This window comes from Lichenicoccus sp., assembly GCF_965277665.1.
GTDB lineage: Bacteria > Pseudomonadota > Alphaproteobacteria > Acetobacterales > Acetobacteraceae > Lichenicoccus.
In genome coordinates this window covers 1,519,117-1,542,622 of the sequence record NZ_OZ255835.1, presented here as the reverse complement: position 1 = coordinate 1,542,622, position 23,506 = coordinate 1,519,117, and the positions used below count along the sequence as shown (strand labels likewise).

The following is a 23,506-nucleotide window of genomic DNA, read 5'->3' as shown; positions in this document are numbered from 1 at the left end:
TGACCTCCGAACGCCGGCTGCCGGATCCCGCATGATCACCTATTTCAGACATCTCTTCGTGGATTCCTGGGCCGGACGCGTGTTCGCCGTGCTGATCTTCGCGGCCTTCGTGCTCTGGGGCGTCGGCGACTTCTTCACCAAGCTCGGCGGCGCGCCCGACGCCGCGACGGTGGCCGCCGTCGGCGACCGCAAGATCGGCATCGACGACTTCAACAACGCCTTCCATGCCCAGCTCGACCAGGTGGCGCAGCAGACCGGGGCCGATGCCGCGCAACTGCCGGGTCCGGAGCGGGCGCAGATCGCGATGCAGGTGCTGCAGGGGCTGGTGTCGCGCGCCGAGGCGCTGCGCGAGGCGACCCGGCTCGGCATCGTCGTGCCGGACGACGTGCTGCGCCAGACCATCTTCGAGCTGCCGCTGTTCAAGGGCCGCGACGGGCGCTTCGACCGCGGCCACTTCAACGCCTGGCTGCAGCAGAACCGCCTGACCGAGGCACGGGTGCTGTCGATCTTCCGCGACGACCTCACGGCGAACGCCCTGGTCGAGCCGCTGCGCGTGGGTGCCCGGGCGCCCGCGGTGCTGGTCCGGCACGCCTACGCGTTCGCGGCACAGACCCGTACCGTCGATCTGGTGACGTTCCCGTTCGTGGCCCAGCCGGCGCCGGCCGCCCCCGACCAGGCCACGCTTGCCCGCTACTATGACAACCATCCGCAACAGCTCCGGGCGCCGGAATATCGCCGCATCAAGCTGGTGCTGCTGTCGCCGCAGACCCTGGCCCGTTCGATCGACATCCCCGAGGCCGACGAGCGCGCGCTGTTCAAGGCGCAAGGCAACAGCGGCTCGGTGCCGGAGAAGCGGTCCGTGCAGGTGATCACCTCGCCGACCGAAGCCCGCGGGCAGGCGCTGGCGACGCTCTGGCGCGGCGGCGCCGGCTGGCCGCAGATGCAGGCGGCGGCCGCGGACAGCGTGCCGGTCGCCCTCGACGACGCGGCGCTGGCCACCTTCCCGTCCCCGGAGATGGGGCGTCTCGCGTTCGCGGCCAGGCCAGGCGAGGTGGCGGGCCCGGTGAAGACCGAGACCGGCTGGGTGCTGCTCAAGGTCACCAAGGTGGACCCGGCGGTGACGCACAGCTTCGAGGACAGCCGCGAGACGCTGCACGACCAGCTGGCCGCCGCCCGCGTGCGCGACCTGCTCGCCGACCGGGTGCAGAAGCTGCAGGACGCGATTGCCGGCGGTGCGGGCCTCGACCAGATCCCGGGCGATCTCGGCGCGGTGGCGGCGGAGGGCACGCTCGACGCCCAGGGCAATACCCGGTCGGGCACGCCGGCGCCGCTGCCGGGATCGGCCGCCTTGCGCCAGGCGATCCTCACCGCCGCGTTTGCCCAAAAGCCAGGGGCTCCGCCCGAACTCAAGCAGGGACCCGACGATGCCGAATACGCGCTGGCGGTCGAACAGGTGACGCCGGCGGCGGCGCTGCCGTTCGCGCAGGCGCAGGACAAGGTGCGTGACGCGGTGCTGGCGGATGCGCGCCGGCGCGAGGCCGAGCAGCAGGCCGCCAGCCTGTTCGCCCGGGCGCGCCAGGCGGGCGGGCTGGCGATGCTCCCCGCCCTGGCCGGCCTGGTGCATGAGCCGGCGTTCGGACGCGGCCGGCCGCCGGCGGGGATCTCGCCGCAGCTGCAGCAGATCGTCTTCAGCCTGCCGGTGGGGCAGTCGACGATGGTGCGCGATCCGGACGGCTTCACGGTCGCCACCATCACCGGGCAGCAGCATCCCGATCCGTCCGGCAATCGCCTCGCCTATGACCGGCTGCAGGCCAACCTGGACGGCTCGATCGCCAACGATATCGAGGTGACCTATGCCACTCTGCTGCGCAGCCGCAAGCAGCCCAGCTTGAACGCCCAGGCGATCCGCAGCGTGGTCGGTCCCTGATGAGCGGGCCCCGATGAGCCGGCCCCGATGAGCGGGCCGGCGACGCGTGCGACCGGGACGGCCCCGGCGCAGATCGTCTTCAGCATCGAGCCCGCCGACCTGCTGACGCCGGTGGCGGCCTTCCTCAAGCTCACCGGCCGCCTCCCGGGTGCCAGGCGCAACGCCTTCCTGCTGGAGAGCATCGAGGGCGGTGCGGCGCGCGGGCGCTACTCGGTGATCGGGCTGCTGCCGGACGTGGTCTGGCGCTGCAACCAGGGCCGCGTGGCAATCCGGCGCGGCAGCGGCGGCTCTGCCCAGCGCGAGGGCGGCTTCGCGGAGACCGGCGAGCCGCCGCTGGCGAGCCTGCGCGCCCTGATCGACGGCAACCGGCTGGCGCTGCCCGAGGGCCTGCCGCCGATGACGGCCGGCCTGTTCGGCTATCTCGGCTACGACATGGTGCGCCAGATGGAGCACCTGCCGGACGCCCCCCCGGACGATCTGGCCCTCCCGGAGGCGGTGCTGCTGCGGCCGTCGCTGTTCGCGATCTTCGACAATGTCCGCGACGAGCTGACGCTTGCCGCCCCGCTGCGCGATGGCGCGCCACCCGCGCAGGGCGAGGCGCTGCTGGAACGGGCCCGGGTGGCACTGGCGCTCCCGGTGCCCCAGGCTTCTGACGCGGGGCCGCCGGTGTCCGGCGAGGAGACGGTCGCACCAGAGCCTTCCTCGAACTTCACCCGGGCCGCGTTCGAGGATGTCGTGCGGCGCATCCAGGAGTACATCGCCGCCGGCGACGTGTTCCAGGCGGTGCCGAGCCAGCGTTTCTCGGCGTCGTTCGCCCTCCCAGCGATCGCGCTGTATCGGGCGCTGCGGCGCATCAACCCGTCGCCGTTCCTGTTCCTGCTGGACCTGGAGGGCTTCAGCCTGGTCGGCAGTTCGCCCGAGGTGCTGGTCCGGCTGCGCGACGATACCGTCACGGTCCGCCCGCTCGCCGGCACCCGCGGGCGCGGCGCGACACCCACGGAGGACAGGGACCTGGCCGCCGAGCTGCTGGCCGATCCCAAGGAGCGCGCCGAGCACCTGATGCTGCTCGATCTCGGCCGCAACGATGTCGGGCGCGTCGCCGAGATCGGCAGCGTGCGCGTCACCGAGAGCTTCGCCATCGAGCGCTTCTCGCACGTGATGCACATCTCCTCGACGGTGCAGGGACGGCTCAGGCCGGGGCTGGATGCACTCGACGCGCTGGTCGCGGGCTTCCCGGCCGGCACGCTGACCGGGGCGCCGAAAATCCGCGCCATGCAGATCATCGACGAGATGGAGCCGACCCGGCGTGGCCCGTATGCCGGCTGCATCGGCTATTTCGGCGCCGACGGCACCATGGACACCTGCATCGGGCTGCGCATGGCGGTGCTCCACGAGGGCGTCATGCACGTCCAGGCCGGCTGCGGCGTGGTGGCCGACAGCGTGCCGGCGGCGGAATACGAGGAGACACGGCAGAAGGCGCGCGCGCTGCTGCGGGCCGCCGAGAATGCCCTTGGATTGACCGGGCCCAACACGACCACCACCTTGGTTTCATGATCCTGCTGATCGACAACTACGACAGCTTCACCTTCAACCTGGTGCACTATCTCGGCGACCTGGGAGCGGTGTGCGATGTCCGCCGCAACGACGCGCTGAGCGTGGATGCGGCGCTGGCGCTGCAGCCCGAGGCCATCGTGCTGTCGCCAGGTCCCTGCTCGCCGAACCAGGCAGGCATCTGCTGCGACCTGATCGCCGCCGCCGCCGGGCGCGTGCCGCTGCTCGGCGTCTGCCTCGGGCACCAGGCGCTTGGCCAGGTGTTCGGCGGCGAGGTGGTGCGCGCTTTGGCACCGATGCATGGCAAGGTGAGCCCGGTCCGGCATGCGGGCGGCGACGTGTTCGCGGGCCTGCCGAGCCCGTTCGAGGCGACGCGCTACCACAGCCTGGTGGTGCGCCCCGAGACCCTGCCGGAGACGCTGGTGCCGACCGCCTGGACCGAGGACGGCGTGCTGATGGGACTGCGCCATCGCGACCTGCCGCTGTTCGGCGTGCAGTTCCATCCGGAGAGCATCGCCTCGCAGCACGGCCACGCCATCCTGGCCAACTTCCTGGCGATCGCGCGCGGTTGCAACGATTCCCGGTCGCGGGCGGCCTGATCCGGCGAACTGCATGACCAGCACTTGCAAGGACGGCGACCTGGAGGACGGCCTGAAGCCGGCGCTGGCGCATGTCGCCGGCGGCCTTAAGCTGGACGAGGCGCAGGCCGAGGCGGCGTTCGGCGTGGTGATGGCGGGCGAGGCGACGCCGGCGCAGATCGGCGGCCTGCTGATGGCGCTGCGGGTGCGCGGCGAGACGGTGGCCGAACTGACCGGGGCCGTGCGGGCGCTGCGCCGCCGCATGCTGCGGGTGCAGGCGCCGCGCGGGGCGATCGATGTCTGCGGCACCGGCGGCGACCAGCACGGCACCCTGAACATCTCCACCGCGGTCGCCTTCGTGCTGGCCGCGTGTGGCGTGCCGGTGGCCAAGCACGGCAACCGCGCGCTGTCGTCGCGCGCCGGGGCCTCGGACGTGCTGGCAGCACTCGGCGTGCCGCCGGTGCAGGATGTGGCGGAACTGCAGGCGGAGCTGGCCGACCACGACCTCGCCTTCATGGCGGCGCCTGCGCACCATCCCGCCCTGCGCTTTGCCGCGGCAGTGCGCGCCGAGCTCGGCACCCGCACCCTGTTCAACCTGCTCGGGCCGCTCTGCAACCCGGCCTCGGTGCAGCTGCAGCTGATCGGTGTCTATGACCGGCGCTGGCTGATCCCGGTGGTCGAGACGCTGCGCCGGCTCGGCTCCGCGCGGGTCTGGGCCGTGCACGGGATGATCGACGGGGATCAGGCCGGACAGGGCCTCGACGAGCTGACCCTGGCCGGTCCGAGCTGGGTGGTGGCGCTCGAGGACGGCGTGATCCATGAGCTGGTGATCACACCCGCCATGGCCGGGCTGCCGCCGGCGCCGGTCGCGGCGATCGCCGGCGGCGACGGGCGCCACAATGCGCTGGCACTCGAGGCGCTGCTGCGCGGCGCGCGCGGGGCGTACCGTGATACGGTGCTGCTGAATGCGGCCGCAGCCTTGCGCGTCGCGCGCGGAGGCAACATGTTCCCGCGGACGATGCATGGCAGCGGGACGCCTGCGGCCGCAACCGGCGAAGCAGCCGGGGCGGCGGAGGCGGCTGTGCTTGTGCGCGGGCTGCGCGAGGCGGTCCGGGAGGCGGCCTGCGCCCTGGATGACGGCAGTGCGCTTGCGGTGCTGGAACGGTTGCGATGCAGGTTGAGGGACAGGGACCACCGGAGGTGATGGGCGCCGGATTGATGCACGACGCGTCCGACATCCTGGCGCGTATCTGTGGCCAGACCCGCGAGGAGGTCGCGCGGCGCATGGCGGGCCTGCCGCTGCGCGTGCTGAAGGCGCGGCTGCGCGATCTCGACGAGATGCCGCGCGGCTTCGGCCAAGCGCTGAAACTCAAGACCGCCGAGCGGCAGGTCGGGCTGATCACCGAGATCAAGAAGGCCTCGCCCTCCGCCGGCCTGATCCGGCAGCAGTTTGACCCGGCGGCGATCGCCCGCGACTACGAGGCCGCCGGCGCCGCCTGCCTGTCGGTGCTGACCGAGGGGCCGAACTTCCAGGGCCACATCGCGGATCTGCAGGCGGCGCGGGCCGCGACTTCCCTGCCGGCGCTGCGCAAGGATTTCATGCTGGAGCCCTGGCAGATCTACGAGAGCCGGCTGATCGGCGCCGATTGCATCCTGCTGATCATGGCGGCGATCGGCGACGAGCAGGCCGCCGACCTGCTCGGGCTGGCGCGCTCGGTGGATCTCGACGTGCTGGTCGAGGTGCATGACGAGACCGAGCTGCACCGGGCGCTGGCGCTGGAGACCACCCTGATCGGCATCAACAACCGCAACCTGCGCACGCTGCGGATCGATCTTGCGACCACGCTCGACCTGGCGCCGCAGGTGCCGCCTGACCGGCTCGTGGTGGCCGAGAGCGGCATCGGCTCGCGAGAGGACGTGCTGCGCCTCGCCGCCGTCGGCGCCACCTGCTTCCTGGTCGGCGAGAGCCTGCTGCGCCAGGCCGATGCCGGCGCCGCCGCGCATGCGCTGCTCGGGCCGATCTGAGGCATGTCCGCCGCCGTGGAGGAGACCGGGTGCCCGCGGCTGACGCATCTCGATGCCGCCGGGCGCGCGGTGATGGTGGATGTCTCGGACAAGCCCGACACCCGCCGCGACGCCACCGCGCGCGGCCGGGTGGTGATGCAAGCCGCGACGCTGCAGCTGGTCCTGGCGGGGCGGATGCCCAAGGGCGACGTGCTGGCGACGGCCCGGATTGCCGGCATCATGGCGGCCAAGCGCACCGCGGCGCTGATCCCGCTCTGCCATCCGCTCGCCCTCTCGTCGGTGGCGGTCGAGCTGGTGGCATCCGAGGATGGCACGGCGATCGAGATCGAGGCGCTGGCGCGGACCACCGGTCCCACCGGCGTCGAGATGGAGGCGCTGACGGCGGTTTGCGTTGCGGCGCTGACGCTTTACGACATGTGCAAGGCCGTCGACCGGAGCATGCGCATCGACGCCGTGCGCGTGGTGCGGAAGTCCGGTGGCCGCACCGATATCACCGAGCCGAGGCAGGAAGGGACGTCCCCGTGAACAAGTCTTCCAAGATACAGGGTGCCACGGCCGCCAATGCCTCGGCGGACCCCGCCGCCCTGTCCGACCCCGCTGCCTTGTCCGACATCGCGGGCGGACACGGGCGCAACAGCCCGGCCATGAGTACCGAGGAGCTGACCCGGGCCTATCGCGGCATGGTGCTGATCCGCCGTTTCGAGGAGCGCACCGGCCAGCTCTACGGCATGGGGCTGATCGGCGGCTTCTGCCACCTCTATATCGGCCAGGAGGCGGTGGTGACCGGGGTGCAGATGGCGCTCAAGCCGGGCGACAAGGTGGTGACCTCCTATCGTGACCACGGCCACATGCTGGCCGCCGGCATGGAGGCGCGCGGCGTGATGGCGGAGCTGACCGGGCGGGCCACCGGCTATTCGCGCGGCAAGGGCGGCTCGATGCACATGTTCTCGCGCAAGGAGAACTTCTATGGCGGCCACGGCATCGTCGGCGCGCAGGTCTCGATCGGCATCGGGCTGGCGTTCGCGAACCGCTATCGCGGCTCGGACGAGGTGTCGGTGGCGTATTTCGGCGAGGGCGCCTCGAACCAGGGCCAGGTGTTCGAGAGCTTCAACATTGCAGCATTGCAGAAGCTGCCCTGCATCTTCGTGATCGAGAACAACCGTTACGGCATGGGCACCAGCGTGGAGCGCTCGTCGGCGTCGCGCGACTTGTTCCGCAACGGCGAGCCGTGGGGCATTCCCGGCCTGCAGGTGGACGGCATGGATGTCGAGGCGGTGCATGACGCGGCGCGCCAGGCGGTGGCGCATTGCCGCGCCGGAGGTGGTCCGTTCCTGCTGGAGATGACCACCTACCGCTACCGGGGCCACTCGATGTCGGATCCGGCGAAGTACCGCACCCGCGACGAGGTCGACCAGATGCGCCGCGAGAAGGATGCGATCGAGCGGGTGCGGCACGCACTCCTCGGACAGGGGGTCGAGGAGCAGGCGTTGAAGACGATCGATGACGAGATCAAGCACATCGTGGCCGATGCGGCCGCCTTCGCGCAGTCGAGTCCGGAGCCGGATCCGTCCGAGCTCTGGACCGACATCCTGGTGGAGGCCTGATCCATGTCGACCCAGGTTCTGATGCCCGCGCTGTCGCCGACGATGACCGAAGGCAAGCTGGCGCGCTGGCTGAAGAAGGTCGGCGACCCGGTAGCGGCCGGCGACGTGATCGCCGAGATCGAGACCGACAAGGCGACGATGGAAGTCGAAGCCGTGGACGAGGGCACCATCGGGCGCCTGCTGGTCGAGGAGGGCACCGAGAACGTGGCGGTGAACGCGCCGATCGCGGTGCTGCTCGGCGAAGGCGAGGACGCGTTGGCCGCGGACGCGAAGCCCGAGGCGAAGCCCGCGGCCGAGAGCCCGGCGCTGCCCAAGGTCGCGGGCGCCAAGGAGATCGCCGATCGCGGCTCGGAAGCCCGCGAGCCGGACCTGGCCCGTGTCGAGCCCGAGCGGGAATGGGGCGAGACGAAGAGCATCAGCGTGCGCGATGCGTTGCGCGACGCGATGGCGATCGAGATGCGCGCCGATGACGACGTGTTCCTCATCGGCGAGGAGGTCGCCGAGTACCAGGGCGCCTACAAGATCAGCCAGGGCATGCTGGCCGAGTTCGGTGCGCGCCGCGTCATCGACACGCCGATCACGGAGCACGGCTTCACCGGCATGGCGGTCGGCGCGGCGCTGACCGGGCTGAAGCCGATCGTCGAGTTCATGACCTTCAACTTTGCCATGCAGGCGATCGACCAGATCATCAACTCGGCGGCCAAGACGCTCTACATGTCCGGCGGCCAGATGGGCTGCCCGATCGTGTTCCGCGGGCCGAACGGCGCCGCATCCCGTGTCGGTGCCCAGCACAGCCAGTGCTATGCGAGCTGGTACGCGCACGTGCCGGGGCTGAAGGTGGTGGCGCCGTATTCCTCGGCGGATGCGCTGGGGCTGCTGCGCGCCTCGATCCGCGACCCCAACCCGGTGATCTTCCTCGAGAACGAGATCCTGTACGGGCAGAGCTTCGAATGCCCGACCGACCCGGACTTCATCCTCCCGATCGGCCGCGCCAAGATCGAGCGCCCAGGCACTCAGGTCACCATCGTCGCCTTCTCGATCATGGTCGGCGTGGCACTCAAGGCGGCCGAGATCCTGGCCGGGCAGGGCATCGAGGCGGAGGTGATCAACCTGCGCACGCTGCGTCCGCTCGACACCGGGACCATTGTGGAGAGCGTCAAGAAGACCAGCCGGCTGGTGACGGTCGAGGAGGGCTGGCCGTATGCCGGCATCGGCGCCGAGATCGCGATGCAGGTGATCGAGCACGCCTTCGACTGGCTCGATGCGCCGCCGGTGCGGGTGCACGGGCTGGACGTGCCGCTGCCCTATGCCGCCAACCTCGAGAAGCTGGCTTTGCCGCAGCCCGGCTGGGTGGTCGACGCCGTGCAGAAGCTGGTCTGAGGTCCCCTGCCATGTCCGTGAACATCCTGATGCCGGCGCTGTCGCCCACCATGACGGAAGGCACGCTGGCGCGCTGGCTGAAGAAGGAAGGCGATGCGATCGCGTCCGGCGATGTCATCGCCGAGATCGAGACCGACAAGGCGACGATGGAGGTCGAGGCGGTGGACGAGGGCATCCTCGGCCGCATCCTAGTCGGCGACGGCACCGAGGGCGTGCAAGTGAACCAGCCGATCGGCATCATCGTCGAGGACGGCGAGGCGGTGCCGGACGCGGCGGCGCCGGCCGACAAGGAGGCGCCCCTGGCGCCGGCTGCCGAGGCGAGCACCCCGCCGGCGCCGCCGCCTTCGCTGAAGGATGCGGCGCCGGCGACGCACCAGGCGCCCGCCGCCGCTGCGGCGTCGCATGGCGGGGACAGGGTGTTCATCTCGCCGCTGGCCAGGCGCCTCGCCAGCGAGGCGGGGCTCGATCCGGCGACGATCTCCGGCAGCGGCCCGAACGGCCGGATCATCCGTGCCGATGTGGAGGCCGCCCAAAAAGCTGGCCCGACGCAGGCAAAGGCACCCGCCGCCGCCCCGGCGGCTCCCGCACCCGCGAAACCTGCTCCGGTGCTGATCACGGCACCGCACCAGAAGATCCCGAACAGCAACGTGCGCCGGGTGATCGCGCGCCGGCTGTCGGACGCCAAGCAGTCCATCCCGCACTTCTATGTCTCGATCGATGTCGAGCTCGACCGGCTGCTGGCGCTGCGCGCGGAGCTGAATGCGTCGTCGCCGAAGGAGGGCCCCGGCAGCTTCAAGCTGTCGGTCAACGACATGCTGATCAAGGCCGCCGCGGTGACGCTGCGCCGGGTGCCGCGGGTGAATGCGTCCTACACCGACGAGGCGATCATCCAGTACGACGATGTCGACATCGCGGTCGCGGTCTCGATCCCGGACGGGCTGATCACCCCGATCGTCACCAAGGCCGACGCGAAGAGCCTGTCGCTGATCAGCAACGAGGCCCGCGCGCTGATCAAGCGGGCGCGCGACGGCAAGCTGAAGCCCGAGGAGTTCCAGGGCGGCTCGTTCTCGATCTCCAACATGGGCATGTACGGCGTGAAAGCGTTCTCCGCGATCATCAACCCGCCGCAGGGCGCGATCCTGGCGGTGGCGGCCGGCGAGAAGCGCGCGGTGGTGCGGTCGGGCGACAGGATCGAGGTCGCCACCATGATGACCTGCACGCTGTCGGTGGATCACCGCGTCATCGACGGGGCGCTTGCCGCCGAGTGGGTGTCGGTGTTCAAGTCGGTCGTCGAGAGCCCGATGAGCCTGGTTGTTTAACGAGATGGCCGACACCAGCTTCGACCTCATCATCATCGGCGGCGGTCCGGGCGGCTACGTGGCTGCCATCCGCGCCGCCCAGCTCGGCCTGAAGACCGCCGTGGTGGAGCGCGAGCATCTCGGCGGCGTCTGCCTGAACTGGGGCTGCATCCCGACCAAGGCGCTGCTGCGCTCGTCCGAGATCAACCACCTGCTGCATAATCTCGGCGAGTTCGGCTTCTCCGCCGACAATATCCGCTTCGACCTCGACAAGGTGGTGCAGCGCTCGCGCGCGGTCGCCAAGCAGCTCGCATCGGGCGTCGGCCACCTGCTCAAGAAGAACAAGGTGACCGTGTTCGACGGCAACGCCGCACTCGATGGCGTCGAGGGCGAGCTGCGTCGGGTCAAGGTGACCAAGGAGGAAAAGCCCGACGTCGGGCTGACTGCGAAGAACGTCATCCTGGCGACCGGCGCCCGCGCCCGCGTGATCCCCGGCCTGGAGCCGGATGGCGAGTTCATCTGGTCGTATCGGGAAGCCATGGTGCCGAAAAGCATGCCGAAGCGGCTGCTGGTGGTGGGCTCCGGCGCGATCGGCATCGAGTTCGCCTCGTTCTACCGCAACATGGGCGCCGAGGTGACGGTGATCGAGGTGGCCGACCGGATCCTGCCGGTCGAGGACGAGGAGATCGGCGCGTTCGCCCGCAAGGCGTTCGAGAAGCAGGGCATGCGCATCCTGACCGGTGCGAAACTGGGTCCGTTGCTGAAAGAGAACGGTGCCGTGACGGTGCCGGTGGAGGCGGCCGGAACGAGCGAAAAGTTCATCGTCGACCGGGTGATCTCGGCGGTCGGCATCGTCGGCAATGTCGAGGGGCTGGGGCTCGAGGCCACCAAGGTGGTGGTCGAGAAGACCCACGTGCTGATCGACGCGTTCTGCGCCACGGCAGAACCCCACGTGTACGCGATCGGCGACCTCGCCGGTGCGCCCTGGCTCGCGCACAAGGCGAGCCACGAGGGCGTGGTCTGCGTCGAGCACCTGGCTGGCCGCGATGTGCATCCGATCGACTGGAGCAACATTCCCGGCTGCACCTATGCGCGGCCGCAGGTGGCCTCGGTCGGGCTGACCGAGGCGCGCGCCCGCGCCGAGGGGCACGAGGTCCGGGTCGGCCGGTTCCCGTTCATCGGCAACGGCAAGGCGATCGCGATGGGCGAGCCCGAGGGCATGGTCAAGGTGGTGTTCGACCGCACGACCGGCGAGCTGCTCGGTGCGCACATGGTCGGCGCCGAGGTCACCGAGCTGATCCAGGGCTACGTGATCGCGCGCACCCTGGAGAGCACGGAACAGGAGCTGATGCACAGCGTCTTCCCGCACCCGACGGTGAGCGAAACCATGCACGAGGCGGTGCTGGACGCCTACGGCCAGGTGATCCATTTCTGAACCTGGCCCCGCGGAGCAAAAATCGCCCATGTCGTCAACCCGGCTGCTGATCGACCATCGTTCGCCGGCAGTTTTGCGCCACCCGGAAAAGGCGCGCCATCCTGAGAAAGTGAATCGGCCGGACAACCCGATCCAGCGCAAGCCGGACTGGATCCGGGTGCGCGCGCCGAACCACCCGGTCTATCACGAGACCCGGGCGCTGATGCGCGAGCACAAGCTGGTGACGGTGTGCGAGGAGGCGGCCTGCCCGAACATCGGCGAGTGCTGGTCGCAGCGCCACGCCACCATGATGATCATGGGCGAGATCTGCACCCGCGCCTGCGCGTTCTGCAATGTACGCACCGGCCAGCCCGATGCGCTGGATGCCGGCGAGCCGGGGCGGGTCGCGGACGCGGTGGCACGGCTGGCCTTGCGCCATGTGGTGATCACCTCGGTGGATCGCGACGACCTGCCGGATGGCGGGGCCGCGCATTTCGCAGCCGTGATCGCGGCGATCCGAAATGCGGCACCGGGCACCACGATCGAGATCCTGACGCCGGACTTCCTGCGCAAAGCAGGCGCGCTCGAACGCGTCGTCGCGGCGCGCCCGGACGTGTTCAACCATAATCTGGAGACGGTGCCGCGGCTGTATCCGACGATCCGCCCGGGGGCGCGCTACTTCCAGTCGCTGCGGCTGCTCGACCAGGTCAAGCAGCTCGATCCGGCGATCTTCACCAAGTCCGGCCTGATGGTCGGGCTCGGCGAGCAGCGGCTCGAGATCCTGCAGGTGATGGACGACCTGCGCGTCGCCGAAATCGATTTCCTCACCCTGGGGCAGTACCTGCAGCCCAGCGTCAAGCACGCCGCCGTGGACCGGTTCGTGACCCCGGACGAGTTCGCGGACTATGCCGGCATGGCTCGCGCCAAGGGCTTCCTGCAGGTGAGCGCCACGCCGCTGACGCGGTCGTCCTACCATGCCGACGCGGATTTCGCCGCACTCCGGGCCGAGCGGGCGCGCCGCCAGGACGCGTGCGCCTGATGCCGACGCATGCCGAGCGCCGGCTGATCGCCTACCGGCCGGAGCAGCTGTTCGACCTGGTGGCCGATGTCGAGCGCTACCCGGAGTTCCTGCCCTGGTGCGTGGGCGCACGGTTGCGCAGCCGGACCCAGGACGAACTGGTCGCCGATCTCAGCATCGGCTTCGGGCCGTTCCGGGAGAGCTTCACCAGCCGGGTGACGCTCGACCGGCCGCAGTCGGCGCATGTGCGCTACGAGCGGGGTCCGTTCCGCTACCTGAACAACAAATGGACCTTCACCGAGCATCCGCAGGGCTGCCTGGTGGACTTCTTCGTCGAGTTCGAGTTCCGGTCGCGCCTGCTGCAGGCCGCGATCGGCGTGGTGTTCAACGAGGCGGTCAAGCTAATGGTCAGCGCCTTCCTCAAGCGGGCACGAGAGGTGTACGGGCCTCCGAGCCCGGTCACGGCGCCAGTCCGCGCCTGACGGGCTTTTCGAGACTGTTGCGGAACCGCCACGCCATAGTTTCGTTGCCTGGACGTGTCATCGCTCGCGACAAATATGCGTTTACAACCCGGTTTGCCCGGTCAGAGCGGTCGGGTCACCAGGCAGTAAGGGATTTATCGATGAAGTTCACTTTCAGTGCGACGGCCGCCGTGGCCATTCTGGTCGCCGCCCCGGCACTTGCCGCGCCGGCGATCGCCCAGACGACGTCGGATGCCACCCCGACCCCCATGCATCATCACCACCATCACATGATGCACGGCAAGCACCACATGATGTCCAAGAGCACCGGTGACTCCGAGGTCGAGAAGCTGAACGAGCAGAGCCTGCAGAACGCCAAGGCGGGCGCCGTTCCGGCGTCCAGCAGCAGCCCGGCGACCAGCGGCCCGGCGATGGGCAGCCCGGCGATGGGCAGCAACGGCGCGATGACGGCACCCGGCACCGGCATGTCGGCACCGACAACGTCCTCCGGCGCGATGGGCACGATGACGCCGGGCAACGCGCCGGCGGCAGCACCTGCCAACCCGCCCGCCGCGACGCCGGACGCGATGAGCCCGCCCAAGAACTGAGCCTGCGAGGCGCCCGGTTCTCCGGGCGGGTCGCCCGGACCAGAACACTCGATCGCACAGACGACGCATCCGTGGGCCCTGGCCTTCGGATGCGTCGTCACGTCACCGCAAATGGGCATCTCGCCTCAAGAGGCACGGGCCAGCAGAAGCCCCAGTGCGTGCGCGGTAGCCTGGGCACGCACGTCGGCACGATCGCCCGGGAACATCCGCCGGTGGGTCGTGGTCGCCTGCCCGGCGAAGGCGATGCCGAACCAGACCAGGCCCACCGGCTTGTCCGGGCTGCCGCCACCGGGACCCGCGATGCCGGTCACGGCGACGGTGCAGGACGCCCGCGTTGCCGACAGCGCACCCTCCGCCATGGCCTGCGCGACCGCGGCGCTGACCGCGCCGTGGCGTTGCAGCAACTCGGCCGGAACCGCGAGGCTCCGGTGCTTGAGGTCGTTGCAGTACGTGACGAAGCCGCCCAGCACGACGTCGCTGCTGCCGGCATGATGGGTCAGGCTCGCCGCGACCAGGCCGCCGGTGCAACTCTCGGCGGTGGCGATGGTGAGAGTGCGCGCGCGGTAGCGCTGCAGAACGTCGGCGGCCAGAGCGAGGGTGGGGTCGTCGAGCATCGCAGCGCCTTTATTCCACCAGGACCAGTCGTGCGCACCAGAGCAGCAGCGCGCCGAGCATGCCTGCGAGGACATCGTCGCCCATCACGCCCAGCGTGTCATGGCGCCGGTCGAGGCGGCCGATCGGCCCGGGCTTGGTGATGTCGAGCAGCCGGAAGATGGCGAACGCCGCCGCGCACCACCCGACCTCGCGCAGGCTCGGCGGCCAGGCGAGGTCGTGCGGCTTGGGGATGCCGAGCAGGGTGATCCAGAGCCCCGCGACCTCGTCGATCACGATCCAGCCATGGTCGGCGCCCCCGGAGGCGCGCGGGATCGCCCACAGGCCGGCCGCACAGGCCAGCAGGATGGCGAGGCAGAGCGACCAGGGATGCCGGCAGAGCAGGATGCCCGGGACGATCGCGGCCAGGGTTCCGAACGTCCCCGGCGCGACCCGGGTGAAGCCGCTGCCCAGGCCGCTCGCGAGCAGGACCGCGAGCCATCCCGCGCCGGCCCGCGGCCGGCGATCGGCGGCACTCAATGCAGCGGGCCCGGCGACGCCATGGCGAGGCGCGCCGAGGCGCCGGCTGCGGTTCTCTCGCGATAGACCGCCTGGCTCTCCAGCACGCGCTGCACGTAGTTGCGCGTCTCGGCGAACGGGATCTGCTCGATCCAGTCGATCGTCGCGTCCGAGGTGGCCGAGCCGTCCGCTCCCGGCCCGGTCGCGGCGATCCACTGCTGGACCCGGCTCGGGCCGGCATTGTAGGCGGCGATCGCATACGGCTCGCGGCCAGCGTATCGCTGCAGCAGCATCGACAGGTACGTGGTGCCGGTCTGCATGTTCAAGGCCGGATCGCCCAGCGCATCGGCGTCGACGGTGCCGCCGGAGACCATACGGGCGGTCGCCGGCATGAGCTGCATCAATCCCCGGGCTCCGGCCGGGCTGACGATGCCGGGGTCGAAGCTGCTTTCCTGCCGCATCACCGCCAGCGCCAGCCCCGGCGGCAGGGCGGGCGAGGCCGGCGGGGTGTACGGGATCGGCCAGCCGGACCCGGCCAGCACCAGGCCCTGTCGCCCGGCCGAGCGCGCGATCGCCACGGCCACGTCCGGCAGGCGGAGCCGGATCGCGAAGCTGGCGCCCAGCGCGTGGCCGGTTTCGGTCGTCGTCATCTGGTCGAGGCGCAGCAGGAACAGCCTGGCATGGTGCGCATCGCGGCAGGCGACCAGGAACGCCGCCGCCCGTGCCAGTTCCTGGCCGGCATAGGACACAGCGTCGCCGCTGCTCCAGGCCGGGTCGTGCAGCACGGCCAGTGCCCCCGGGAGCGCCCCCGGAAGCGCACCAGGAAGCGCACCATGAAGCGCTCCAACCGGCGCGTCCGCATGGCCTTCTGCCATCCTGGCGAGGGCGGCCTGGCCGTAGAAACTGGTCGGGTGGCGCGCGGCGGCCGCATAGGCGGTATCGGCATCGGCCGGACGCCCCGCCGCTTGCAGGGCCACACCGAGCCAGTAGAAGCCGCGGCTGCTGGTGATGACCGACCGCGAACCGGTCAGGGCGGTGAAGCGCGCGGTTGCCGCCGCGGGGTCATGCAGGCGGCGCAGCTCGATCCAGCCGGCGAGGAAATCCGTGTCGAGTCTGGCCGGCAGGGCTTCCTGGATGCTGTCGGTCGCGAGAGAGAGGGCGTCGCTGTCGCGATGCGCCGTCAGCAGGTCGCGCGCGAGCGCGTCGCGCTCGGTCCAGAAGGCAGGCCGCCGCACCGGCGCGGCTGCCTGTTCCGCGACCGGAGCATCCGCGTGCCACAGTGCCAGCGCCGCATCGTCCTGGTCATGCCGGCGCAGCCAGCGCGCAAGGTCGAACACCAGCCCCGGATCGCGTGCCGCCGCGCCGTGCAGGGCGGCCGCCAGACCGTCCGCGCCGGCGTCGCCGCGATGCAGCGCCAGCCGGGCAACGGCGAGCGGACGCAGGGTCGCAGGCAGGCGCCCGGCCTGCCGCTGTGCCGCGGCCAGCGCGCCGCCCCACTCCTGCCGGTCGAAGCGCCGCCACTGCTCCGCTGGGCCCGGCAGCGTTGCGAACAGCCGCAGGAACTCGGCTTCCTGCACCGGATCATCGAGCCCCTCGACCCAGTCCGCCAGGGCGGCAGCCACGATCGGCGCCGGCAGGTTCGCGAGCTCCGCCGGCATCGCCTGGCCGCCCGCGCGCGCCGCCGGCGGCAGTGTGGCCGCGGGCCCGGCGACCGCGAGCGCGCATCGCAGCAGCGTGGCCGGCAGCGTCGGCCGGTGCGCCCCGCAGAGCGCGCGGGCGACGGCATCGTCGGGCTCCGCCGCCAGCGCCTCCTGCAGCCGCTGGCCGAGCGGCCCGCGGCCCGGCCAGTCAGGATGGGTGTGCAGGAAGGCGTCGATCTCGGCGGCGCTGCCGCCATCCGGGATCTGCAGGCGCAGCCAGGTTGCAACCGCCGCATCGACCGGATCCGCCGACCCCGCTGCGTGTATCTGGGCTGCCTGCGCCTGGGCGCGTTGCGCGGTGGCGGCCTGCTGCGCGTTGCCGGGCTGGAGTAGCGACGGCGGCCAAGGTGGCCCGGATTGCGACATCGCCCCATGCACCGCGCAGGCCGCGAGCAGGCAGGCGAGGCCGGGCATCAGGAGCGTGCGCAAGACTGGTCGCATGGAGCAAAAAGGTGGGCTCAGAAGCGTCGCGGTTGCAAGTTCCAAGATGCGGCGGCCGCCGGACGTTCCAATCCCGACGACGCTGCTCTATCAAACGGCAAGCAGAGCATGATCGATCGGATCATGCTCTAGTGTCCGCCGCCGCGCCCGCATCATGCGCTTCGCGAGTCCGCGCGCCGTCGCCTGGAGGTTGCCATGTTCGAGGGGTCGATCACCGCCCTGATCACACCCATGCGGCCCGACACCAGCATCGACGAGCCGGCCTTCGAGGCGCTGGTCGACTGGCAGATCGCGCAGGGCACCAGTGCCGTGGTTCCGGCCGGCACCACCGGGGAAAGCCCGACCTTGACGCATGCGGAGCATCGCCGCCTGATCGACATGGCGGTGTCGGCGGCCGGCGGCCGGGTGCCGGTGCTGGCGGGGACCGGGTCGAACAGCACGGCGGAGGCGATCGAGACCACGCGGCACGCCAAGCGGGCCGGAGCCGCCGGCGCCCTGATCGTGACGCCGTACTACAACAAGCCGACGCAGGAGGGGCTGTACCTGCATTTCCGGGCGATCGCGGACGCGGTGGAGCTGCCGATCGTGATCTACAACATCCCCGGACGCAGCGTGATCGACATGGGCGTCGAGACCATGGCGCGCCTGGCGCGGCACCGCAACATCATCGGCGTCAAGGACTCGACGGCGAACCTGTTGCGGCCGCTGCAGATGCGTGCCGCCGCCGGTGCGGACTTCGTGCAGCTGTCCGGCGAGGACGGCACCGCGCTGGCCTTCCTGGCCGCCGGCGGGGTCGGCTGCATCAGCGTCACCGCGAACGTGGCGCCGCGCGCCTGCGCCGACATGCAGGCGGCCTGGAAGGCGGGGGACGTCGCGGGCGCGATGGCGATCCAGGACCGGCTGCTGGTGCTGCACGACGCCCTGTTTGTCGAGAGCAGCCCGGCGCCGGTGAAATATGCGGCAAGCCTGCTCGGCCGCGCCGGTGAGACCTGCCGGCTGCCGCTGGCGCCGCTGACCGAGGCGAGCCGCGCCCGGGTGCGCCGGGCGGTGGAGGAGGTCGGGCTCAACGCCTGACCGGAGTGATGGCTGAGAAACGCAAGAGCGGGCTGATCTCGCACGGCATGGCGGCGCAGAACCGCAAGGCTCGCTACGACTACACGATCAAGGAGACGGTGGAGGCCGGGATCGTGCTCAAGGGCCCTGAGGTGAAGAGCCTGCGGCTCGGCCGGGCGACGCTGACCGAGGCGTTCGCCGGCGAACGCGACGGCGAGGTGTGGCTGTTCAACTGCTACATCCCCGAATACCAGGGCGGCGTGCTGTCCCGCTTCGAGCCGCGGGCGCCGCGCAAGCTGCTGCTGCACCACAAGCAGATCGACAAGATGCTGGGGGCGGTGGCGCGCGACGGGCAGACCCTGATCCCGCTCGATATCCACTTCAACGAGCGCGGCGTGGCCAAGGTGCTGCTGGGTCTCGCCGAGGGCCGCAAGAAGGCGGACAAGCGCCAGGCGGTCGCGGCCCGCGACTGGCAGCGCGACAAGGCGCGGCTGCTGCGCGCGCGCGGATAGCCACCGGCGGACAAAGCGGCTAGGCAGCGGCTTGCAAACAAGCCGCCGGCCCGACGTAACTTTCGGAGTGCCGGCGGCGTAATGGCCATGCAATGACGAGGATGCGTCCGGGAATGAGAAAGTTTTTGCTGATCGCGGGCCTGGGCGCCGTGGCACTTGCGGCGCAGGTAACGGCCACACAGGCCGCGCGCGCGGATGCCGGGCCGCCGCCGCGCACCCGCGGCGTGATCACCGCGATGTCCGACACCACCGTCACCCTGAAGACCCGCTTTGCCGGCCCGGTGACCCTGAAGATCACCCCCGAGACCGGCTATGTCGGTGCCACCAAGGCCTCGCTCGCCGATGCGAAGCAGGGACGCTTCATCGGCGTCGCGGCCAATCCCGGTCCGGGCGGCACGCTGCGGGCCCGCGAGGTCACCATCTTTCCCGAAAGCATGCGCGGCGCCGGCGAAGGCCATTATGGCTGGGATCTGGGCCCCGAGGGCTCGATGACCAACGGCACCATCGGCACGGTGACCGGGTCGAGCGGGCGCACCATGACGGTGGACTACAAGGGCGGCAAGAAGACGATGACCGTGCCCCAGGACGCGCCGGTGGTCGATCTCGAGGCCGGCGACAAGAGCCTGCTGAAAGCCGGTGCGCACGTGGTGGCGTTCGGGCCGAAGAACCCGGACGGCAGCGTCGATGCGAAGCGCATCGTGGTCGGAGAAGACGGTGCCGTTCCTCCCATGTAGCCCGCAGCGGGGCCGGCGATGAACGCGCCGCCGGCGACCCCGGACGAGGGCGTCGTGGTGGAGCCGCGTAAGAGCATCGTGGTGGAACCGCGTAAGAGCATCGTGGTGCATCCGTTGGTGGTGCGCCTGACGCACTGGGTGAATGCCTTCGCTCTCGGCTGCATGGTGGCCAGCGGCTGGCAGATCTACAACGCCTCGCCGCTGCTGCCCTTCCGCTTTCCCGCCTGGGCGACGCTTGGCGGCTGGCTCGGCGGCGGCATCGCCTGGCACCTCGCCGCGATGTGGCTGCTGGTCGGCAATGCCTTGATCTACTTCGCCTACGGGCTGTTCGGCCGGCACTTCCGGCGCACCCTGCTGCCGGTCACCCCGGCGGGCGTGTTGCGTGATCTGAAGCGCGCGGTGAGGTTCAGCCTGCCGCACGAGTTCGGCGTCTATAATGCCGTGCAGCGGCTGCTCTACCTGGTGTCGCTGCTGCTTGGAGTCGTCGCCGTGCTGTCCGGCCTCGCCTTGTGGAAGCCGGTGCAGTTGCAGCTGCTCGACGACCTCGTCGGCGGCTATCCGGTGGTGCGCTGGATCCATTTCTGCGCCATGGCCGGGCTGGTCGGCTTCTTCGTGATCCATATTGCGCTGGTGATCCTGGTGCCGCGCACGCTGCCGTCGATGCTTACCGGCCGCGGGCGCCCGGCGGCCCATTCATGAGACAGCCGCCCGAGCTCTCGAACCGGTCCCGGCGCATGCTGCTGCGCTCGGGGCTGTCGCTCGGCGCGCTCAGCATGCTGAGCGGCTGCAACCTGGCCGACGGGGACACCGTGGACCGCGTGCTGTGGGCGATGTCCCGCTTCAACGACCGCATCCAGGGGTTGCTGTTCAGCCGCACCCGGCTGGCGCCGGTGTATGCCGCGTCGCAGCTGACCCGGCCGTTCCCGTTCAATGCCTACTACCCGATCGACAACGTCCCCGAGATCGATCTCGACCACTGGACGCTGGAGGTGTCCGGCCTGGTCGCCGACAAGACGCCGTGGACGCTGTCGCGGCTGCGCGCGCTGCCGCAGGAGGCGCAGATCACCCGGCTGATCTGCGTCGAGGGCTGGAGCGCCATCGGGCAGTGGCGCGGCGTGCCGATGCGGACCTTCCTGCAGCATGTCGGCGCCGACATGACGGCGCGCTATGTCGGCTTCAAGTGCGCGGACAAGTACTATTCCAGCATGGACATGGCGACCGCGCTGCACCCGCAGACCATCCTGGCACTGGAGACCGGGCCGAAGCCCGAGCCGCTGCCGCCGCAATACGGCTATCCGCTGCGCATCCGGGTGCCGACCAAGCTCGGTTTCAAGAACCCCAAGCATATCGCGGCGATCTACGTGACCAATACCTATCCCGGCGGCTACTGGGAGGATCAAGGCTACAACTGGTTCAGTGGCAGCTGAAACACCTGCTGCTGGCGATCCGACGCGCCCTTTCTCCGCTCCGCTGCTCACGGCCAGGCGGCCGCTCCGCTGCGGTGCTCGAAAGGTCACCCCGGCCGCGGCCTTTCAGGCCGCTCTCATCCAGCATCAGGCATTTTCAACAGCCTCTGGTGGACTACACGCTTCAGGCAGGCTGATCCAAGCGCGTCCGGAGATCCGACACTACGCTCTCGAACATCGCGGTGGTCAGGCGGCCGGTGTTCGTGTTGTAGCGCGAGACATGGTAGCTGTCGGCCAGCAGCAGGCCATCCGGCAGGGTCAGGATCTGGCCGTGCCGGAAGCGCAGGCGAGAGATCGGGATGCCGCAGGCTGCCAGCACGGCGCTGTGCGCCAGCACGCCCAGCGCCAGCACCGCGCGCAGCGGCCGGATCGCCTCCAGCTCCGAGCGGAGATACCGGTTGCAGGTGCGCACCTCGACCGGCTGCGGCAGGTTGGCCGGCGGCACGCAACGCACCGCATTGACGATACGGCAGTTGGCGAGTGCCATGCCGTCCTCGGGGTCGGCGCCATAGACGCCGGTGGCGAAGCCGAACTTGCGCAGGGTCTCGTACAGCAGGGTGCCGGCATAGTCGCCGGTGAACGGCCGGCCGGTGCGGTTGGCGCCGCGCACGCCGGGCGCCATGCCGACGATGAGCAGCTCCGACGCGAGCGATCCCCAGGATGGCACCGGGGCATTCCACCACTGCGGATGCTCCTGCCGGTTGGCCTCGCGATAGACCAGCAGCCGCGGGCAGAGCGGGCAGTCACGGGACGGCTGCTGCGGCTGGCCGGATGGCTCGGCCAGCAGCGTTGCGCCATCGACGCTGGACGTGGACGGGGTCACAGCGGCACGGCGTTGTCGGTGACGCCTTCGGCGGCGGCGGCACGCGGCGCCGGACGCGGCCGCGGCTCGGTCTGGCGGCGGGTGAACTCGGTGGCGATCTCGGCCAGGTCGAGGAACTGGTCGGCCTGGCGGCGCAACTCGTCGCCGATCATCGGCGGGCTGCTGCGGATCGTGGAGACGACGGTGACGCGCACGCCCTGGCGCTGCACCGACTCGACGAGGCGCCTGAAGTCCGCGTCGCCGCTGAACAAGATGGCGTGATCCGTCCGGGACGCCGATTCGAGCATGTCCACGGCGAGCTCGATATCCATGTTTCCCTTGACCCGGCGCCGGCCGCTCTGGTCGGTGAACTCGCGTGCGGCCTTGGTGACCAGGCTGTAGCCGTTATAGGCGAGCCAGTCGGTCAGCGGCTTCAGCGGCGAGTAGTCTTCCGTATCGAGCACGGCGGCATAGTAGTACGCGCGAACGATGTTGCATCGCGCCTTGAAGAACGCGAGCATGCTGCGGTAATCGACATCGAAGCCCAGGTTGCGCGACGCCGAATAGAGGTTGGCGCCGTCGATGAACAGGCAGGTTCGTTCGTCCTTACGGAATTCCATTTGGTTTTTGTCTCCTCCGGGATCATGCGGCAGGTCGATGAAGAAAGCGTTGCGCCGCACCCCGGCTCCGCCTGCACGCGCCTGCCGGCCTGTCGCACTCCCGTTCCCCGGCGAGCGGCGCCCGGCATTCCCGTGGCGCCCATAGCAGGGAACCGCAAATGCGCGGAAGGGCGGGGCGCCACCGTTACGCGACCGGTATGATCCTGGTCGCCGTCGGCGCCAATCTTCCCGGTCCGGGCGGCGGGCGGCCGATCACGGCCTGCCGGGATGCCGTCCGCGCGCTGGCGGCCCTGCCGGGGCTGCGGCTGGTTGCGGTCTCGAGATGGTATGGCAGTGCCGCGGTGCCGCCCTCCGGCCAGCCGGACTATGTCAACGGCGTCGTCATGCTGGAGCATGGGGCGGCCGGCCTGGTCACGCCGGAGGCCATGCTGGCGGCGCTGCATCGTATCGAGGACGCGGCCGGGCGGGTGCGCAGCGTCGCCAACGCGGCCCGCAGCCTCGACCTCGATCTCCTGGCGATGGACGCGATGGTCCGGTCGGCGTCCGATCCGATCCTGCCGCATCCGCGGCTGCAGGACCGGCTGTTCGTGCTGCAGCCGCTGCGCGACGTCTGCCCGGACTGGATCGACCCGCGCGATGGCCGCTCGGTGGCAGCGCTGATCGCGGCCCTCCTGCAAAAACCGCGGCAACACGGGTCCGGCCAGCATGGTTGCGCCACCCCCGCGCAGCCACTAATATGGGATATTCCACAAGGATGAGCGGAGGCTGGCCGCATGGCGCGCGTCACCGTTGAAGACTGCGTTGAGAAGATCCCGAACCGCTTCGAGCTGGTGCTGCTCGCGGCGCAGCGTGCGCGCAACCTGAGCCGCGGCGAGGAGATGACGATCGACCGCGACAACGACAAGAACCCGGTCGTGGCGCTTCGCGAGATCGCCGAGGAGACCATCTCGCTGACCCGCCTGCATCAGGACCTGGTGAAGTCGCTGGCGCGCGCGCCGGAGCCGGAGCCGGCCGACGAGGAGGTGCTGGACCTGATCCCGACCGACCAGAACATCTTCGGATTGCAAGATGTGTCCGCCGAGGAAGAAGCGGGAGCCATGGGCACCGAGCTTTCCCCGGAGGAACTCGAGGCCGCGATCGAGGCAGAGCTCGGCGGTCGTTCGCGGCGGTAAGGCATGATCCGGTCGATCATGCCCCGCTTGTT

At 70.3% G+C, this 23,506-nt stretch carries 25 protein-coding genes; 20 read left to right on the top strand and 5 right to left on the bottom strand.

Translation table 11 applies throughout. The annotated features are described in order from the left end of the window. Window positions 1–31: 31 nt before the first annotated feature. The 13 genes from ACQY4O_RS07045 (at window position 32) to ACQY4O_RS06985 (ending at window position 13,864) form a co-directional block, all read left to right on the top strand. A complete protein-coding gene (locus ACQY4O_RS07045; RefSeq protein WP_428375476.1) occupies window positions 32–1,927 on the top strand; it encodes a SurA N-terminal domain-containing protein in 1,896 nt (631 codons plus the stop codon). Window positions 1,928–1,954: 27 nt separating this feature from the next. After that, a complete protein-coding gene (gene trpE / locus ACQY4O_RS07040; RefSeq protein ID WP_428375475.1) occupies window positions 1,955–3,481 on the top strand; it encodes an anthranilate synthase component I in 1,527 nt (508 codons plus the stop codon). Further along, complete coding sequence (locus tag ACQY4O_RS07035) at window positions 3,478–4,077, top strand: anthranilate synthase component II (protein ID WP_428375474.1); 600 nt, start codon at window positions 3,478–3,480, stop codon at window positions 4,075–4,077. Before trpE ends, ACQY4O_RS07035 begins: the two co-directional genes overlap by 4 nt. 13 nt (window positions 4,078–4,090) lie before the next feature. Further along, entirely contained in the window at window positions 4,091–5,260 is a 1,170-nt protein-coding gene (gene trpD / locus ACQY4O_RS07030) for an anthranilate phosphoribosyltransferase (RefSeq protein ID WP_428375473.1), read from the top strand. Further along, window positions 5,260–6,081 carry an indole-3-glycerol phosphate synthase TrpC gene (gene trpC / locus ACQY4O_RS07025; protein WP_428378134.1) on the top strand — a complete coding sequence of 274 codons (822 nt, stop codon included), beginning with the start codon at window positions 5,260–5,262 and terminating at the stop codon, window positions 6,079–6,081. Before trpD ends, trpC begins: the two co-directional genes overlap by 1 nt. 3 nt (window positions 6,082–6,084) lie before the next feature. Further along, window positions 6,085–6,606, top strand: coding sequence for a cyclic pyranopterin monophosphate synthase MoaC (gene moaC / locus ACQY4O_RS07020; RefSeq protein ID WP_428375472.1), 522 nt, complete (start codon window positions 6,085–6,087; stop codon window positions 6,604–6,606). 119 nt (window positions 6,607–6,725) lie between these two features. Continuing rightward, the gene (gene pdhA, locus ACQY4O_RS07015; protein ID WP_428378133.1) at window positions 6,726–7,685 is read left to right on the top strand and encodes a pyruvate dehydrogenase (acetyl-transferring) E1 component subunit alpha; all 960 of its coding nucleotides are present in this window, start codon (window positions 6,726–6,728) and stop codon (window positions 7,683–7,685) included. Between the two features lie 3 nt (window positions 7,686–7,688). Then, entirely contained in the window at window positions 7,689–9,065 is a 1,377-nt protein-coding gene (locus tag ACQY4O_RS07010) for a pyruvate dehydrogenase complex E1 component subunit beta (protein WP_428375471.1), read from the top strand. 11 nt (window positions 9,066–9,076) lie between these two features. Further along, window positions 9,077–10,384: a pyruvate dehydrogenase complex dihydrolipoamide acetyltransferase gene (locus ACQY4O_RS07005; protein WP_428375470.1), complete on the top strand. Its 1,308-nt coding sequence runs from the start codon at window positions 9,077–9,079 to the stop codon at window positions 10,382–10,384. A 4-nt stretch (window positions 10,385–10,388) separates the two neighbouring features. Next, on the top strand, window positions 10,389–11,798 hold the full coding sequence (lpdA, locus tag ACQY4O_RS07000; protein ID WP_428378132.1) for a dihydrolipoyl dehydrogenase: 1,410 nt from the start codon (window positions 10,389–10,391) through the stop codon (window positions 11,796–11,798). A gap of 28 nt (window positions 11,799–11,826) precedes the next feature. After that, entirely contained in the window at window positions 11,827–12,816 is a 990-nt protein-coding gene (gene lipA / locus ACQY4O_RS06995) for a lipoyl synthase (RefSeq protein WP_428375469.1), read from the top strand. Next, a complete protein-coding gene (locus tag ACQY4O_RS06990; protein WP_428375468.1) occupies window positions 12,816–13,277 on the top strand; it encodes a type II toxin-antitoxin system RatA family toxin in 462 nt (153 codons plus the stop codon). Before lipA ends, ACQY4O_RS06990 begins: the two co-directional genes overlap by 1 nt. 140 nt (window positions 13,278–13,417) lie before the next feature. Then, entirely contained in the window at window positions 13,418–13,864 is a 447-nt protein-coding gene (locus ACQY4O_RS06985) for a hypothetical protein (protein WP_428375467.1), read from the top strand. A 125-nt stretch (window positions 13,865–13,989) separates the two neighbouring features. On the opposite strand, the gene ACQY4O_RS06980 is transcribed toward ACQY4O_RS06985, so the two are convergent. Genes ACQY4O_RS06980 through ACQY4O_RS06970 form a run of 3 tightly spaced genes read right to left on the bottom strand, consistent with a single transcriptional unit; the run spans window position 13,990 to window position 17,103 of the window. Next, window positions 13,990–14,478 carry a CinA family protein gene (locus ACQY4O_RS06980; RefSeq protein WP_428375466.1) on the bottom strand — a complete coding sequence of 163 codons (489 nt, stop codon included), beginning with the start codon at window positions 14,476–14,478 and terminating at the stop codon, window positions 13,990–13,992. A 10-nt stretch (window positions 14,479–14,488) separates the two neighbouring features. After that, window positions 14,489–14,995, bottom strand: coding sequence for a phosphatidylglycerophosphatase A family protein (locus ACQY4O_RS06975; protein WP_428375465.1), 507 nt, complete (start codon window positions 14,993–14,995; stop codon window positions 14,489–14,491). Then, window positions 14,992–17,103, bottom strand: a complete 2,112-nt coding sequence (locus tag ACQY4O_RS06970) for a transglycosylase SLT domain-containing protein (RefSeq protein ID WP_428375464.1) — start codon at window positions 17,101–17,103, stop codon at window positions 14,992–14,994. The genes ACQY4O_RS06975 and ACQY4O_RS06970 overlap by 4 nt, the downstream gene beginning before the upstream one ends. A gap of 195 nt (window positions 17,104–17,298) precedes the next feature. Between ACQY4O_RS06970 and dapA the strand changes: the two genes are divergently transcribed. From dapA to ACQY4O_RS06945, 5 genes are all read left to right on the top strand, one after another. Then, entirely contained in the window at window positions 17,299–18,189 is an 891-nt protein-coding gene (gene dapA / locus ACQY4O_RS06965) for a 4-hydroxy-tetrahydrodipicolinate synthase (protein ID WP_428378131.1), read from the top strand. A gap of 8 nt (window positions 18,190–18,197) precedes the next feature. Continuing rightward, entirely contained in the window at window positions 18,198–18,680 is a 483-nt protein-coding gene (gene smpB / locus ACQY4O_RS06960; RefSeq protein WP_428375463.1) for an SsrA-binding protein SmpB, read from the top strand. 113 nt (window positions 18,681–18,793) lie between these two features. Further along, window positions 18,794–19,414, top strand: coding sequence for a DUF5666 domain-containing protein (locus tag ACQY4O_RS06955; RefSeq protein ID WP_428375462.1), 621 nt, complete (start codon window positions 18,794–18,796; stop codon window positions 19,412–19,414). An 18-nt stretch (window positions 19,415–19,432) separates the two neighbouring features. Further along, window positions 19,433–20,113, top strand: coding sequence for a cytochrome b/b6 domain-containing protein (locus ACQY4O_RS06950; RefSeq protein ID WP_428375461.1), 681 nt, complete (start codon window positions 19,433–19,435; stop codon window positions 20,111–20,113). Then, window positions 20,110–20,841, top strand: a complete 732-nt coding sequence (locus tag ACQY4O_RS06945) for a molybdopterin-dependent oxidoreductase (protein WP_428375460.1) — start codon at window positions 20,110–20,112, stop codon at window positions 20,839–20,841. The genes ACQY4O_RS06950 and ACQY4O_RS06945 overlap by 4 nt, the downstream gene beginning before the upstream one ends. A 163-nt stretch (window positions 20,842–21,004) precedes the next feature. Here ACQY4O_RS06945 and ACQY4O_RS06940 read toward each other — a convergent pair whose 3' ends face one another. Both ACQY4O_RS06940 and ACQY4O_RS06935 read right to left on the bottom strand, forming a co-directional pair. Beyond that, the gene (locus ACQY4O_RS06940; protein ID WP_428375459.1) at window positions 21,005–21,703 is read right to left on the bottom strand and encodes a uracil-DNA glycosylase; all 699 of its coding nucleotides are present in this window, start codon (window positions 21,701–21,703) and stop codon (window positions 21,005–21,007) included. Beyond that, on the bottom strand, window positions 21,700–22,302 hold the full coding sequence (locus ACQY4O_RS06935; protein WP_428375458.1) for an NYN domain-containing protein: 603 nt from the start codon (window positions 22,300–22,302) through the stop codon (window positions 21,700–21,702). The genes ACQY4O_RS06940 and ACQY4O_RS06935 overlap by 4 nt, the downstream gene beginning before the upstream one ends. Window positions 22,303–22,460: 158 nt before the next feature. Between ACQY4O_RS06935 and folK the strand changes: the two genes are divergently transcribed. Together folK and rpoZ are read left to right on the top strand one after the other, a co-directional pair. Continuing rightward, window positions 22,461–23,060, top strand: coding sequence for a 2-amino-4-hydroxy-6-hydroxymethyldihydropteridine diphosphokinase (gene folK, locus ACQY4O_RS06930; RefSeq protein ID WP_428375457.1), 600 nt, complete (start codon window positions 22,461–22,463; stop codon window positions 23,058–23,060). A 15-nt stretch (window positions 23,061–23,075) separates the two neighbouring features. Continuing rightward, window positions 23,076–23,474, top strand: coding sequence for a DNA-directed RNA polymerase subunit omega (gene rpoZ / locus ACQY4O_RS06925; RefSeq protein WP_321985422.1), 399 nt, complete (start codon window positions 23,076–23,078; stop codon window positions 23,472–23,474). Window positions 23,475–23,506: the final 32 nt, after the last annotated feature.

What these genes read in the sequence shown, in the direction of transcription:
- ACQY4O_RS07045 (WP_428375476.1), top strand. Translation starts at nt 32, where the DNA reads ATGATCACCTATTTCAGACATCTCTTCGTGGATTCCTGGGCCGGACGC.
- trpE (WP_428375475.1), top strand. Translation starts at nt 1,955, where the DNA reads ATGAGCGGGCCGGCGACGCGTGCGACCGGGACGGCCCCGGCGCAGATC.
- ACQY4O_RS07035 (WP_428375474.1), top strand. Translation starts at nt 3,478, where the DNA reads ATGATCCTGCTGATCGACAACTACGACAGCTTCACCTTCAACCTGGTG.
- trpD (WP_428375473.1), top strand. Translation starts at nt 4,091, where the DNA reads ATGACCAGCACTTGCAAGGACGGCGACCTGGAGGACGGCCTGAAGCCG.
- trpC (WP_428378134.1), top strand. Translation starts at nt 5,260, where the DNA reads ATGGGCGCCGGATTGATGCACGACGCGTCCGACATCCTGGCGCGTATC.
- moaC (WP_428375472.1), top strand. Translation starts at nt 6,085, where the DNA reads ATGTCCGCCGCCGTGGAGGAGACCGGGTGCCCGCGGCTGACGCATCTC.
- pdhA (WP_428378133.1), top strand. Translation starts at nt 6,726, where the DNA reads ATGAGTACCGAGGAGCTGACCCGGGCCTATCGCGGCATGGTGCTGATC.
- ACQY4O_RS07010 (WP_428375471.1), top strand. Translation starts at nt 7,689, where the DNA reads ATGTCGACCCAGGTTCTGATGCCCGCGCTGTCGCCGACGATGACCGAA.
- ACQY4O_RS07005 (WP_428375470.1), top strand. Translation starts at nt 9,077, where the DNA reads ATGTCCGTGAACATCCTGATGCCGGCGCTGTCGCCCACCATGACGGAA.
- lpdA (WP_428378132.1), top strand. Translation starts at nt 10,389, where the DNA reads ATGGCCGACACCAGCTTCGACCTCATCATCATCGGCGGCGGTCCGGGC.
- lipA (WP_428375469.1), top strand. Translation starts at nt 11,827, where the DNA reads ATGTCGTCAACCCGGCTGCTGATCGACCATCGTTCGCCGGCAGTTTTG.
- ACQY4O_RS06990 (WP_428375468.1), top strand. Translation starts at nt 12,816, where the DNA reads ATGCCGACGCATGCCGAGCGCCGGCTGATCGCCTACCGGCCGGAGCAG.
- ACQY4O_RS06985 (WP_428375467.1), top strand. Translation starts at nt 13,418, where the DNA reads ATGAAGTTCACTTTCAGTGCGACGGCCGCCGTGGCCATTCTGGTCGCC.
- ACQY4O_RS06980 (WP_428375466.1), bottom strand. Translation starts at nt 14,478, where the DNA reads ATGCTCGACGACCCCACCCTCGCTCTGGCCGCCGACGTTCTGCAGCGC.
- smpB (WP_428375463.1), top strand. Translation starts at nt 18,198, where the DNA reads ATGGCTGAGAAACGCAAGAGCGGGCTGATCTCGCACGGCATGGCGGCG.
- ACQY4O_RS06955 (WP_428375462.1), top strand. Translation starts at nt 18,794, where the DNA reads ATGAGAAAGTTTTTGCTGATCGCGGGCCTGGGCGCCGTGGCACTTGCG.
- ACQY4O_RS06950 (WP_428375461.1), top strand. Translation starts at nt 19,433, where the DNA reads ATGAACGCGCCGCCGGCGACCCCGGACGAGGGCGTCGTGGTGGAGCCG.
- ACQY4O_RS06945 (WP_428375460.1), top strand. Translation starts at nt 20,110, where the DNA reads ATGAGACAGCCGCCCGAGCTCTCGAACCGGTCCCGGCGCATGCTGCTG.
- ACQY4O_RS06935 (WP_428375458.1), bottom strand. Translation starts at nt 22,302, where the DNA reads ATGGAATTCCGTAAGGACGAACGAACCTGCCTGTTCATCGACGGCGCC.
- folK (WP_428375457.1), top strand. Translation starts at nt 22,461, where the DNA reads ATGCGCGGAAGGGCGGGGCGCCACCGTTACGCGACCGGTATGATCCTG.
- rpoZ (WP_321985422.1), top strand. Translation starts at nt 23,076, where the DNA reads ATGGCGCGCGTCACCGTTGAAGACTGCGTTGAGAAGATCCCGAACCGC.